The 12,711-nt window shown below is 47.6% G+C and carries 10 protein-coding genes; 8 read left to right on the top strand and 2 right to left on the bottom strand.

The features are described 5' to 3' along the window. Positions 1–211 precede the first annotated feature (211 nt). From FCL46_RS17205 to FCL46_RS17195, 3 genes are read left to right on the top strand one after another with little or no spacing between them, the layout of a single operon-like run. Positions 212–1,909, top strand: a complete 1,698-nt coding sequence (locus FCL46_RS17205; protein WP_136809955.1) for an FAD-dependent oxidoreductase — start codon at positions 212–214, stop codon at positions 1,907–1,909. 40 nt (positions 1,910–1,949) lie between these two features. Then, positions 1,950–2,390 (top strand): PaaI family thioesterase, encoded by a 441-nt coding sequence (locus tag FCL46_RS17200; RefSeq protein ID WP_217909459.1) that lies wholly within the window; start codon positions 1,950–1,952, stop codon positions 2,388–2,390. Then, on the top strand, positions 2,387–3,217 hold the full coding sequence (locus FCL46_RS17195) for an MBL fold metallo-hydrolase (protein WP_167506044.1): 831 nt from the start codon (positions 2,387–2,389) through the stop codon (positions 3,215–3,217). Before FCL46_RS17200 ends, FCL46_RS17195 begins: the two co-directional genes overlap by 4 nt. 245 nt (positions 3,218–3,462) lie before the next feature. On the opposite strand, the gene FCL46_RS17190 is transcribed toward FCL46_RS17195, so the two are convergent. Continuing rightward, positions 3,463–3,957: an LEA/WHy family protein gene (locus FCL46_RS17190; RefSeq protein ID WP_167506043.1), complete on the bottom strand. Its 495-nt coding sequence runs from the start codon at positions 3,955–3,957 to the stop codon at positions 3,463–3,465. Between the two features lie 201 nt (positions 3,958–4,158). Then, positions 4,159–5,463: a cyclic nucleotide-binding domain-containing protein gene (locus tag FCL46_RS17185; RefSeq protein WP_167506042.1), complete on the bottom strand. Its 1,305-nt coding sequence runs from the start codon at positions 5,461–5,463 to the stop codon at positions 4,159–4,161. 617 nt (positions 5,464–6,080) lie between these two features. Between FCL46_RS17185 and FCL46_RS17180 the strand changes: the two genes are divergently transcribed. The 5 genes from FCL46_RS17180 to FCL46_RS17160 are packed head-to-tail and all read left to right on the top strand — an operon-like array spanning position 6,081 to position 12,603. After that, positions 6,081–7,250 carry an isovaleryl-CoA dehydrogenase gene (locus tag FCL46_RS17180; RefSeq protein ID WP_136809951.1) on the top strand — a complete coding sequence of 390 codons (1,170 nt, stop codon included), beginning with the start codon at positions 6,081–6,083 and terminating at the stop codon, positions 7,248–7,250. A gap of 46 nt (positions 7,251–7,296) precedes the next feature. Beyond that, positions 7,297–8,883 (top strand): carboxyl transferase domain-containing protein, encoded by a 1,587-nt coding sequence (locus FCL46_RS17175; RefSeq protein ID WP_136809950.1) that lies wholly within the window; start codon positions 7,297–7,299, stop codon positions 8,881–8,883. Positions 8,884–8,905: 22 nt separating this feature from the next. Continuing rightward, a complete protein-coding gene (locus FCL46_RS17170) occupies positions 8,906–9,691 on the top strand; it encodes an enoyl-CoA hydratase-related protein (RefSeq protein WP_136809949.1) in 786 nt (261 codons plus the stop codon). Continuing rightward, complete coding sequence (locus FCL46_RS17165) at positions 9,681–11,723, top strand: acetyl/propionyl/methylcrotonyl-CoA carboxylase subunit alpha (protein WP_167506041.1); 2,043 nt, start codon at positions 9,681–9,683, stop codon at positions 11,721–11,723. Before FCL46_RS17170 ends, FCL46_RS17165 begins: the two co-directional genes overlap by 11 nt. Further along, positions 11,710–12,603 (top strand): hydroxymethylglutaryl-CoA lyase, encoded by an 894-nt coding sequence (locus FCL46_RS17160; protein ID WP_136809947.1) that lies wholly within the window; start codon positions 11,710–11,712, stop codon positions 12,601–12,603. Before FCL46_RS17165 ends, FCL46_RS17160 begins: the two co-directional genes overlap by 14 nt. Positions 12,604–12,711 lie beyond the last annotated feature (108 nt).

Genomic DNA, 12,711 nt, shown 5'->3' with positions numbered 1-12,711 from the left:
TGATCGCAGGTAAAGACAAACACTGACCAAAACGATGTGATGATTTATACGGATTATGCACCAAATATAAAGATTGACAACCTTGATGAGCGTATTATTTATAACAATGAAAATGTGCATATGAACATATCACCTTGTGGTATGACTTCATCATCAATAGAAGTGTTTTAGTTTACGCGACCATTTCTGTCGCAATTCAAAGGAGTCTTCAGTGCAGAATAAAAAAATTGTGGTAATTGGCGGCTCGGCTGCGGGTGCCAAAGCAGCGGCAAAGGCTCGTCGACTTGATCAACATGCCGAAATTACAATAATCCAGAAAGATCCGGATCTGTCGATGGCAAGTTGTGGCTATCCATATTATGTGGGCGGAACGTTTTCCGATAGAAATCAGTTGATTGCTACACCCACTGGAGTGGTTCGCGACCCGTTCTTTTTCGAAAAGACAAAAAACATCAAAGCACTCACCGAGACAGAGTGTAATGCAATCGATCGCAAGAACAAAACTATTGCCTGTAAAGACCTCAAGAGCGACGAAGAATGTACTATCGAATATGATAAACTTGTCTTGGCTATGGGAGCAAGTGCGCGAAATATTCCGGTGGCTGGACGAGAGCTTGAAGGCATCACAACCTTACTTTCCATGCAGGATACAGATTATCTGCATGATGCCTGCAAGTCCGGCGCGGTAAAGCGTGCAGTAATCATCGGTGGCGGCCTTATAGGTGTAGAGGCAAGTGAAGCGCTCGTGGCATGCGGCATTGCTGTAACACTTATCGAAATGGAAGAGCAGGTGCTGACCTTTCTTGATAAACAACTGGCGATGCTGGTTGGTAATCATATGGCGGCCAAATCGGTTGACCTGCGAACCGGCATGAAGCTTGAAAACTTTGTAGGTAAAGATGGCAAGCTCATCGGAGTGCAACTGGCAAATGGTGAGACTCTGGAGTGTGAGCTGGCGGTTCTGGCAACAGGGGTCAGCCCTAATTCTGCACTGGCATCAACGGCAGGATTAGAGATTGGCACTTTTGGCGGTATCACTGTAAATGAATACATGCAGACGTCTGACGCGGATATCTATGCAGCAGGGGACTGTGTTGAGTGTGAAAATCGTCTTACCGGCAAGAAGGTCTACGCGCCGATGGGCGATATGGCAAATCTGCAGGGCAGGGTAGTTGGCGAAAATGTGGTGAGCGGCAACAGCGCAGTGTTTGGCGGCACCATCGGCACAGCAATATGCAAGGTTTTTGATTTTACTGCCGGTGCTACAGGGCTCACTGAAACAGAGGCCAAACGTCAGGGCATGACTGATTTTGAGACAGTCGTTAATGCAAGCCCGGATAAGCCTGGATTTATGGGAGCAAAACTTCTCATAAGTAAAATCCTGGTTGATAAGAAATCTGAGAAGATCCTTGGCTACCAGTGTGTAGGCAATGGCGATGTTTCACGACAGATTGCCACAGCAGCAATGGCTGTTAGTGGCGGCTTAACCATTGATCAGTTGAGTTGCGCTGATTTACCTTATGCACCGCCATACTCTCTTGCAATTGATCATTTTATTGCTTCAGCACATATTGTTCAGAATAAAATGAAGGGTCGCTTAACCACAATCAGCGCAGAAGAGGTGTATAATAGGATTCAGGCTGGTGATTCTCCGTATTTTGTTGATGGTCGTGGTCCTGATGAACATGAAGTCTTGCGTCTTGGTATCGGTGAGCAGTATATTCCCGTTGGAAAATTACGAAGCGTGCTGGCCGATTTACCTCAGGATAAGTCCACCGAGATTGTCTGTTTTTGCAAAATTTCCCTTCGCGGATACGAAATTGCGCTTATACTTGAGGCAAACGGTTATACCAATGTAAAAGTTATGGAAGGCGGAATTATGGCTTGGCCCTATACAAGGGAGAAGTAATCGCCTGAAAATTATATACAATAATTAAGGGGGCAGGGCAGTGACTAAGAATATGAACGGAGAATTTCTCGACGGCCACGATAATTGCATAATCTGTGGCAGGAATAATCCGTTTTCCCTTGGGTTGAAGTTTCAGCCTGTTAGCGGCATTGGCGGTAATGGCGGCAATGCGGTTGAGGCGGCATTTACAGGAGGTCCGCACCTACAGGGGTATGAGGGTATTCTTCATGGAGGAGTAATTTCAGCGGTGCTGGATTCCGCCATGGCGCATTGCCTGCTCGTTCAGGATATAAAAGCGGTCACAGGAGATCTGCGTGTACGTTTTCTGCACGCGATTCCCTGCACCAGCAAAGTGATTATCCGTGCCTGGCTCACATGTGCAGTCTCAACCTTGTACGAATTAAAGGCTGAGGCGAGGGTGGATGGTAAACTTGTTGCCAGGGCAAAAGCAAAATTCATGCAAAAGGAAGGTGTAAAGTGAGCAATTGTCGACTGACAGTTGTTGTTGATAACAAGGCTGCTGAAGGGCTGGTGGCCGAGCATGGGTTTTCGTTGTTAATAGAAACCGATGAGCAGACCATCCTCTTTGATACAGGCGAAAAGAAGGCTTTGCTTTCGAATATGGAGGCCTTAAAAATCAAGCCGGAGAAGATCTCAACGCTTGTGCTGAGTCATGGCCATTATGATCACACTGGTGGTGTTGCTGAGATGCTCAAACGCAACAGAAAACTGGAAATTTATCTTCATGCGGGGGTATTTCAGCCTCGCTATAGTCTGGATGAAGAAAAGCCGGTCATTGTCAAAATGCCGCTCGCAGCGATGGAAGCGGTTATGCATCATCCAGATAATAAAACTCATTGGCTCACAAAACCTATGGAGCTGTCTTCCAAGGTGGGCATAAGTGGACCGATACCACGCGTTAACGATTATGAAGATACCGGCGGCTCATTCTATCTTGATCCGGAAGGGCGGGAGACTGATACTTTAAAAGATGATGTCGCTATGTGGTTTAAGGGTGATGAGGGGCTTGTGGTTTGCCTGGGGTGCTGCCACTCCGGACTGGTTAACACGCTTACCCGTGTAACAGAGATTACCGGAGAAAAGCGAATTGCCCTGGTTCTTGGCGGCTTGCATCTGCTTAATGCATCAAGCCAGCGTTTGGAGAAAACTGTTAAACAGTTGGCCGATTTTGATATTAAACGCATCATCGCCTGCCATTGCTCAGGTGAGAGCGCTGTAGAATACCTCAATGCGCATCTCAGTGCTGATATCTCTATGGGCCAAGCCGGAATGGTCATAGAAGCCTGAAAACAACACTGCTGAGTTTCTCCACACTAATTCCAAATTAGCACAGAAACTCAGCAGTAATTTTCTACCTCCCCTCACTCCTCACTCCTGACGCCTCACTAATTAGTTTTCATCTCGAAACGAGGGGTTTTCATCTAAATCGAGGCGCTCGATAAATTTTACCACAGCCATATATATAATATTGCGAGGATAAAATTTTGAGAGCAACGAAGAGTTAGATGAAAAGCACCGTTTTCGGATGGAAACTATTTAAGATTCAACTCCCCCTCGGACTCAAACGGCACATTACGGGTCAACGTACCTGTGCTCACATGAACTTTTCCGACAAGCCGATACGTAAGACTTTCCATAGGCGCATTCGGTTTGTTCGCTGATTGAATTAAACCGATAACAGAGTTGACCATATCAAGAACAGAGGCATATACCTCAACCGGAACAAGTGCAGATCCGTAAGGTTCGATTGCCTGAACATTTCCTTGCAGGCCTGAAGCAAACTGTCGGCCGTCAACTTCAAGATCACAGCTCAGCCCCTTTATTTCCAGCGGGAAATCGTTTGGATTCATAACACGAAGCTGAACAAGAAAAGATGTCTCAAGAGTTTTTATCTCACGAACATTAATGTCAGCCAGTGTAACCTTCGGTGTCTCAAATGATGAGTTCAGCCCGGCACAACCGGAAAGTAGAAAAAGAACGCTGAGGCAGAGTAGCTGTATTGGTCTAAAGAAAGGAAGTTTTTTCATGATTGTATACGTGTATAATTTTTTTTGATTACCTCTGGAAATCAGCACGTCTGACATAAAAGAAGACAGCAAGAGGAGTTTTTATGCTGTCGTTTCCGCCTCACACCTTACACCTTACGCCTCACTCCTCACAATTCGAAGCTGAGATGTATGGGGAATCAGATAGTTTCTTATGTACATCATTGCTACCAGAGGATTCACTCATATAGATGAATTGCTATCCATCTGTTTAATTTCGTTTTTTCGTGCTTCGGCGATTTTTCTGAAAATCTCTATGATTACAGGGAGCTTACTGAAATCTTTGGTGCTAATCCTTCTGACCACCACATCACTGTCTGCGATAACTGTAGCTGTTCTCTTGCGGCCGTCGCCAAAGTACGCCATCTCACCGAAAATGGCCCCTTCCTCCATGGTGGAGAGTAGCTCGGAATTGTTGTTATAGGTTTTTGCCCTGCCGGTATCGAGATAATAGATACCATCGGGTTCATCGCCTATCTGAATAATCACCGTGCCTTTTTTATGCCACTCAAGCTTAAAGAAATGTTCCCAGGCGGTATCTACTACAAGTGTATGGTAGATGTCGTGATTCATCGCTTTCAGGAGCTGCTTGGACAGGTGAAAGAGTCTGTCGCCCAGAGTATCTCGTTTTTTCTCCATCAGTTTCATGCCGCGGGTGTTAAAGTCACTGGCAGGGTGCGGAGTTTCTCTGATGTATTCGAGGATACGGGAAATGGACAAGTCCTCCCGACCTGTCAGGTCAATAAAGAACGTTTGTGCGTCAATGAGCTTGTTTCTTACCGTTGGGAAGTCAGGAAGGATACCAAGAAGCAGGTTGCCACTGAAGAGATCCATTGCCTCATTCTTCATGCGGATAAATTCAAGTAGCATTTTCTCATCGATATCCCAGGGGCAGGTGTGCACACCCGGCCTGTATATCGTAAAGGTATTCATCGGGTGCAGAACGCTCGTGAGGCTGAATTTACCGACACTTACAAGGTATTGTTGATCCATTGTCTGATTACGGGCTACCTCCCGGTCCATCAGCATCGTCGTACCAAAATGGCCACAGAGCTCTTCCAGTCTGTTGGCAACTGCGAAGCATGTGCTGAATTTTGCAATTTTTCCACAGAGCTCAGCTTCAATCAGTGTACCGAGAAAAATTCCCATTCGGGTAGGGGGGATACGTTCGTCAGTGATTGCATATGCTATCTTCGTCGCTGTCTGCACTGCACGTGTGCATATCATTGCGTCATCTTCCCCGAAACGTTGCTTGAAGACGATAAGTGAGCCGTCCCCGGCTGAGGGTTCTATTTCAACAGGTTGATTTTCAACAGTGTCAACGATACTGCGCAATGTCTGGTGGTAGTCTATGATGAAGTCTTTTAACTCTTCCGGTGACATGGCAGAGGTACGCTGTGAGTACTGAACCATATCGGACATCAGCACTACAACACGTTCCTCGGGTACAGGTTGCCGGTTAGGATGGTCGTTCGTTTTTGTCTTCATTGCGTATCGTTTAAATGACTTTCTAATAACTGGTATCCTGAAAGGTAGCATTTGGAGTCTGCACTTACCTGATTCAAACGTAATACTGAGATTGAGCCAAAAAGTAGTTTTCGGATGGAAACTACCAACATCGTGCAGGTATCACTGTTATTGCAAGGTAATTTCTTTCTAATACTATCGTAGCATTTAGAGAGAAACAATAGAAATAAAGAATAAACTGTTGAGATACCGGCAATATGGTGGATAGGCCGTTTGCCTGTAACTTCGATTTGAGGGTTCTGTTTGGGCTGGAGTGTGCTTCAAATATAGCCTGAGGCCTGCATGAATGCCTGAGTTTTTTCAGATAGCAACTTTTTCGGGATCACTTGGCTTTTAATGTATATTTGTATGGTTACCGGATGAACATGACTATATGTTTTTTTTATCGGGTAATGATCGTGTTGTATAACTTCCTGTAATTACTTTTTTGACCGATCCTGTGATAAACTACGCTGATGAAGTGGAAGTAGAGATATTCATACTTTTTTGTAGACGTATAACCCCTTTAAAAGGGCGTAAAAATCACTCACCCAGTTCGTTAATCCGGGTAAAATCTCACAACCTTCAAGGAGGTGAGCATGGCACGGTTTGCGGGACTTGAATTTCATTTAGGCGAGACAGTCAATTTGTTGAGGGAATCGGTGAACGATTTTGTTCAGCAGGAGATCGCCCCTCTAGCGGTAGATATCGATAAGCAGGACGCCTTTCCACGAGAACTCTGGCAGAAGATGGGACAACTCGGTTTGCTCGGCATAACGGCACCAGAACAGTTTGGTGGCGCTGAGATGGGCTATCTCGAACACGTCGTTGCAATGGAAGAGCTCAGCAGAGGGTCTGCCTCTGTTGGTCTGGCGTACGGTGCACACAGTAATTTATGTGTTAACCAGCTTTGCCTCAATGGCAACAGCGAACAGCAAGCAAAATACCTTCCACGACTTATTAGCGGGGAGCATATCGGGGCACTCGCCATGAGCGAGGCAGGCTCAGGCTCTGATGTCATCAGCATGCAGTTGAAAGCTGAACGCCGGGGTGATGTTTTTGTACTCAACGGTACAAAGATGTGGATTACCAACGGTCCCAATGCGGATGTGCTGATAGTGTATGCTAAAACCTCCCCCGAACTTCGTCAGCGTGGCATTTCCGCATTTATCATAGAAAAAAAGATGGCAGGTTTCTCTACAGGGCCAAAGCTGGATAAGCTTGGAATGCGCGGTTCGCCAACCTGTGAACTGATTTTTCAGGATTGCGAAGTACCTGCAGAAAATCTGCTGGGCGAGCTGAACAGCGGCGTAAGGGTACTGATGAGCGGGCTCGATTATGAGCGTCTTGTCTTATCAGGGGGGCCGCTTGGCATAATGGCAGCATGCATGGATCAGGTTGTTCCCTATATTCATGAGCGGAAGCAGTTTAATACGTCCATTGGCGAGTTCCAGCTGATTCAGGGTAAGATCGCCGATATGTATTCAACCTGGAGTGCCTGTCGGTCATATACCTATGCAGTAGCGCGGGCAGCGGACAACGGTGCCAATATCAGAAAAGACGGGGCCGGAGTGATACTGTATGCAGCTGAGAAAGCAACGAAGCTCGCTCTTGATACAATCCAGATCTTTGGCGGTAACGGCTATATCAATGAGTTCCCGGCAGGCCGGTTATTACGTGATGCAAAACTCTATGAGATAGGAGCCGGAACCAGTGAAATACGCAGAATGCTTATTGGCCGGGAGATCTTTCGGCAAACAACTCCCTGACGGTAACAATTCGATGCGAAACAGCGTGCTCAATACCTGAGGTCAGATGACAACACTTAAAACGAATATCAGAACAGACTCACCTGAGTTCATTGAGAACAGTAGAGTGATGCAGAATTTGATTACTGATCTTGAAACGAATGTGAGTACAATTCGGCTGGGCGGTAGTGATGCTGCCCGCAATAAGCATCAGGGCAGAGGCAAGTTGCTGGTTCGTGATCGCATACGGGAACTCTTGGATCCGGGCTCGCCATTTCTGGAATTTTCACAGTTTGCCGCCTGGGACATGTATGGCGGTGGAATCCATGCAGCAGGAATCATTACAGGCATCGGCAGCGTCCGGGGCCGCGAATGCATGGTCGTCGCCAATGATGCTACAGTAAAGGGTGGTAGTTATTTTCCTCTGACAGTCAAAAAACATTTACGGGCTCAGGAGATTGCTCAGCAGAATAATCTCCCCTGTATTTATCTGGTTGATTCAGGCGGAGCGTTTTTGCCTGAACAGGATAATGTGTTTCCCGATCGCGATCATTTTGGCCGGATTTTCTATAACCAGGCGATGATGTCGGCCCATGGGATTGCCCAGGTGGCTGTGGTTATGGGGTCATGTACCGCTGGCGGAGCGTATATTCCTGCTATGGCAGATGAATCAATCATTGTTCGGAAGCAGGGAACAATTTTTCTCGGCGGTCCACCGCTCGTAAAAGCTGCAACGGGTGAAATTATCAGCGCGGAAGATCTCGGCGGGGCGGATGTGCATTGCCGTGAGTCAGGTGTAACCGACCATTATGCCGAAAATGATCATCATGCGCTGGGGTTGGCCCGGCGGATAATGGCCACCATGTGTTCTAAAAAACAGATCGATATCCAGCTGCGAAAACCAATCTCCCCATTGTACGATCCACGTGAACTCGCAGGGGTAGTGCCGAAAAATATACGTACCCCGTATGATGTGAGAGAGGTTCTCTGCAGGTTGGTTGATGGTAGTGAATTTGATGAGTTTAAAACCCTGTTCGGGCCGACTCTGGTGTGTGGGTTTGCCCATATTATGGGGTACCCCGTCGGCATTATCGCCAATAACGGGGTGCTCTTTTCTGAGTCAGCAGAGAAGGGCTGCCATTTTATTGAGTTGTGTTGCAAGCGACATATCCCAATAGTATTTTTACAGAATATCAGCGGATTTATGGTCGGCGGTCGCTATGAACAGGGTGGTATCGCCAAAAATGGTGCCAAGATGGTCATGGCAACCTCATGTGCCCGGGTACCAAAATTCACCGTAATAATCGGTGGAAGTTTCGGTGCCGGAAATTATGCAATGTGTGGCAGGGCTTACGAACCACGATTTGTCTGGAGTTGGCCCAATAGCAGAATTTCAGTTATGGGCGGTGAGCAGGCGGCCAATGTGCTTGCAGAGGTCAGAGGCGGAAGTGACTCCGAAGAGGAACTTGAGGAGTACAGACAACAGATCAGAACGCAGTATGATCATCAGGGGCATCCTTATTATGCCAGTGCCAGGCTGTGGGATGACGGAATAATAAACCCTGCTGATACCCGTATGGTGCTTGGTTTATCGATTTCGGCCAGTTTGAACGCACCGATTGAAGATACGCGTTTTGGTGTATTTCGAATGTAATCTCAACAGGTGACCAAAATCTATGAAAGCAATTCTGACAGAATGTGATTCTCGAGGTGTGGCAACTATTACCATGAATCGCCCGGAGAGCCACAATGCTTTTGACTATGAGATGTTAAAGCAATTCCATGAGGTGATTGCTGAGTATGATGCCGATCCCGTAGTCCGCGTTGTGGTGTTGAAGGCAAGTGGCGGGAGCTTTTCGGCAGGTGCTGATCTGAACTGGATGAAACGGATGGTGGGCTATTCGAAGTATGAAAATTATCAGGACGCGTTGGCGCTCGCTGATTTTTTTCATGACCTTTCTGTTTTACCGAAACCGACCATCGCTGTTGTCCATGGACCAGCTCTGGGCGGCGGTGTCGGTCTGGTCGCTGCGTGTGATATTGCAATTGCAGCTGATGTTGCATCCTTTGCTTTGACAGAAGTTAAGCTCGGCCTCATTCCCGCTGTAATCTCACCGTACCTCAGTCGTGCAATCGGTGAGCGTAATGCTCAGCGTTACGCGCTCACTGGTGAGCGGTTCAGCAGTGCAGTCGCACGGGAGATTGGCCTGGTGCACGAACTGGTCAGTGCAGATGATCTTGATGATGTGTGCGGGAGAATATGTGACCAGTTACTGGCGAATGGGCCGGAGGCTATGGCTGCGATTAAAGGTAAACTGTTCGGCAACAGTGATGTGAGCAGGCAGAAAAACACCGAGTTTATGGCTGAAGTAATCGCAGCCATCAGGGTGTCTGATGAGGGGCAGGAAGGGCTTGCGGCCTTTCTGGAGAAGAGACAACCGTCGTGGAGGGATGGAAACTAAATCACAGGGAACATCCATGTTTAAAAAAATCCTGATTGCTAATCGTGGTGAAATAGCCTGTCGAATTATCCGCACGGCCCGTGATATGGGGATAGCGACCGTTGCTGTCTATTCTGAAGTGGATACCAATGCTCTTCATACCGAATTGGCGGATGAAGCCTTTTGTATTGGGCCTGCACCTGCAATTTCAAGTTATCTGCATGGTGAAAATATTTTGAAGGTGGCAAAGCAGGCAAGGGTTGAGGCCATACATCCCGGTTATGGTTTTCTCTCTGAAAACCCGGACTTTGCCGCAGCATGTGAAGCCGCCGGGCTGATATTTATAGGGCCGCCGGCAAACGTTATCACTGAGATGGGTATAAAAGGCCGGGCCAAGGAGATAATGGAGAAGGCTGGAATTCCGATCATTCCCGGAGGCTATGTTGAAACCGATAAGCTGAAAGATCTTGAACAGCAGGCGGATCGAGCCGGTTATCCTCTACTCATTAAAGCTGATCGGGGTGGCGGCGGAAAAGGTATCCGAATGGTTGAGGGCCGAGAAGATTTGCAGGAGGCAATAGGCACAGCAGGGCGCGAGGCTGCCAGCGCCTTTGGCGATAGCAGTCTGCTCTGGGAAAAGCATATACATGGTGCCCGTCATATTGAGGTGCAGATTTTTCGGGACAGTCATGGAAAAACACTTCACCTGTTTGAGCGGGACTGTTCACTGCAGAGGCGGCATCAGAAAATTATTGAAGAGGCACCAGCCCCCGGGCTTGGCAGAGAACTGCTCGATAGTCTCTATGATGCCGCTGTTACCGCTGCCGATGCGGTGGGGTATATCGGGGCCGGAACAGTTGAGTTTTTAGTCGACTGCAATGGCCAATTCTATTTTCTTGAGATAAATACCCGTTTGCAGGTAGAGCATCCGGTAACAGAGATGATCACCAATAGAGATCTGGTGAGCTGGCAATTACTTGTGGCGGCTGGCGAGCCTCTGCCATGCAATCAGGACGATGTGCAATTGTCCGGTCACGCCATCGAGGCAAGGATCTATGCGGAAGACCCGGCCCGGGATTTTATGCCGTCGTCTGGTCGGATCGATTATCTTCGGGAACCTGCCTGCGTTTCAGGTTTGCGTATAGATGGAGGGATTCGGGAAGGGGATAGTGTTACGCCATTCTACGATCCGATTCTTTCAAAACTTATTGTTCACGGCCGGGATAGAGCTGAAGCTATCGAAAAATTACTCCATGGCCTTGCCGCCTATCATCTTGCAGGGGTTACCACAAATATCGATTTTTTGAGCAGGATGGCTTCGGATACTGCATTTATAACAGCCGCACATACAACCCAATATGTAGATAATACACTGGAAAGTATGGTTGCAGACCAGTTGGTACCTGATGTGATGATCGCGTATGCGGCTCTCGGTCATATGGGTGTTTTACAGGAAGAGGCGAAGCGAAAATTCACTGAGACTGCAGATAGTTTTTCGCCTTGGGGCAGTTGTCTGGGTTTCAGGTTGAATGAACCGAACAGGTTTTGTGTACATTTTCAAAATCGCGGAAAGGACCATGAAGTTTCTGTAATCTCAGATGATGTCTATACCATAGCGGTCGGCGAGGAAACCTTTACGATGAGTGAAGTGACATGTATCAACCATGCTCTTCGTTGTCGGGTAAACGGCCGCAATGTATCCGCTGAAGTGGTGCACCATGGAGATATGCTGACCCTTTTTTGTGAGGGGAGGACAATCCAGTTTACCCTCATTGATAAAGGGATAGGAGAAGGTTCAGGTGATGGTGAAGGGAACTCACTTCGAGCACCTATCCCCGGTAATGTCACCGGAGTTATGGCGAAGAATGGGCAGGTAGTAAAAAAGGGCGACACCATCATGGTGCTTGAAGCGATGAAGATGGAATATGTAATTAAGGCACCGGGCGATGGCAGGGTGATCAAGCTTCTCTACGCAGCAGGTGACTCAGTTGAGGAGCGTGATCGTTTGTTGGAGTTTGAACTGGATACCGGGAGTGAAAATGCAACTGGTTGAGCGTGTAAAAATAGTAGAGGTATCCGCTCGGGACGGACTGCAGAATGAGCCGACTGTTGTGTCGACTGAAGATAAAATCACGTTTATCAATATGCTCAGTTCTGCCGGATTACCGGTGATAGAAGTCTCAAGCTGTGTATCACCCAAATGGGTTCCCCAGCTTGCTGATTTCAGGGAAGTCTTTGCTGGAATCGCCATGCGTAATACTGTCAGCTACCCGTTGCTGGTTCCTAATGTGCGCGGGTTTGAGGATGGTCTTGGTGCAGGCGCTGAAGCTGTGAGTATTATTGCATCTGCTTCAGAGTCCTTTTCACAAAAGAACAACAACTGTTCTATCGATGAAGGGCTTGAGCGTTGCAAAGAGATTATCGAACAGTCCGTGCAGCATAATATCTCAATTCGTGGATATGTCTCCTGCACTATGGGGTGTCCGTATGAAGGCCCGATATCATTCTCCGAGGTGACCCGGGTAACGGAAGCGCTTTACAGGATGGGCTGCACTGAGATTGCTCTATCCGACACCATCGGAGTTGGTACTCCTGGAATGGTGCAGGCAATGATCAGGAGGGTAATGGAAAAGGTGCCGGTTGAGACTCTGGCAGTACACTTTCATGATACCTACGGTCAGGCGCTTGTAAACATCTTTGCCGCCCTGCAGATAGGCGTGCAGACGGTGGACAGTTCAGTGGCAGGACTTGGTGGTTGTCCATACGCAAGCGGGGCAAGCGGGAATGTTGCCAGTGAAGATCTGCTTTATATGCTCATTGGTTTGGGGATAAAGACCGATGTGGATCTGACTGAACTTGTTGCTGCCGGTGAGTTTATCTGCTCGGTTCTGGGGCGGGAGAACAGGTCCCGAGTGGCAGTTGCTCTACGATAATACTAAATGATTATCACTAAAACTCAGCTGAATGACGTGAGGAGTGAGGAGTGAGGGGTAAAACTGCAAAAAACAATGAAACCATCATCAACTATATGAAAATATACG

It is taken from the genome of Desulfosediminicola flagellatus (assembly GCF_005116655.2).
Lineage (GTDB): Bacteria > Desulfobacterota > Desulfobulbia > Desulfobulbales > Desulfocapsaceae > Desulfopila > Desulfopila flagellata.
The sequence above is the reverse complement of the archived record's forward strand: the minus strand, read 5'-3'. Positions and strand labels throughout refer to the sequence as shown.

What these genes read in the sequence shown, in the direction of transcription:
- FCL46_RS17170 (WP_136809949.1), top strand. Translation starts at nt 8,906, where the DNA reads ATGAAAGCAATTCTGACAGAATGTGATTCTCGAGGTGTGGCAACTATT.
- FCL46_RS17185 (WP_167506042.1), bottom strand. Translation starts at nt 5,463, where the DNA reads ATGAAGACAAAAACGAACGACCATCCTAACCGGCAACCTGTACCCGAG.
- FCL46_RS17160 (WP_136809947.1), top strand. Translation starts at nt 11,710, where the DNA reads ATGCAACTGGTTGAGCGTGTAAAAATAGTAGAGGTATCCGCTCGGGAC.
- FCL46_RS17180 (WP_136809951.1), top strand. Translation starts at nt 6,081, where the DNA reads ATGGCACGGTTTGCGGGACTTGAATTTCATTTAGGCGAGACAGTCAAT.
- FCL46_RS17175 (WP_136809950.1), top strand. Translation starts at nt 7,297, where the DNA reads ATGACAACACTTAAAACGAATATCAGAACAGACTCACCTGAGTTCATT.
- FCL46_RS17190 (WP_167506043.1), bottom strand. Translation starts at nt 3,957, where the DNA reads ATGAAAAAACTTCCTTTCTTTAGACCAATACAGCTACTCTGCCTCAGC.
- FCL46_RS17165 (WP_167506041.1), top strand. Translation starts at nt 9,681, where the DNA reads ATGGAAACTAAATCACAGGGAACATCCATGTTTAAAAAAATCCTGATT.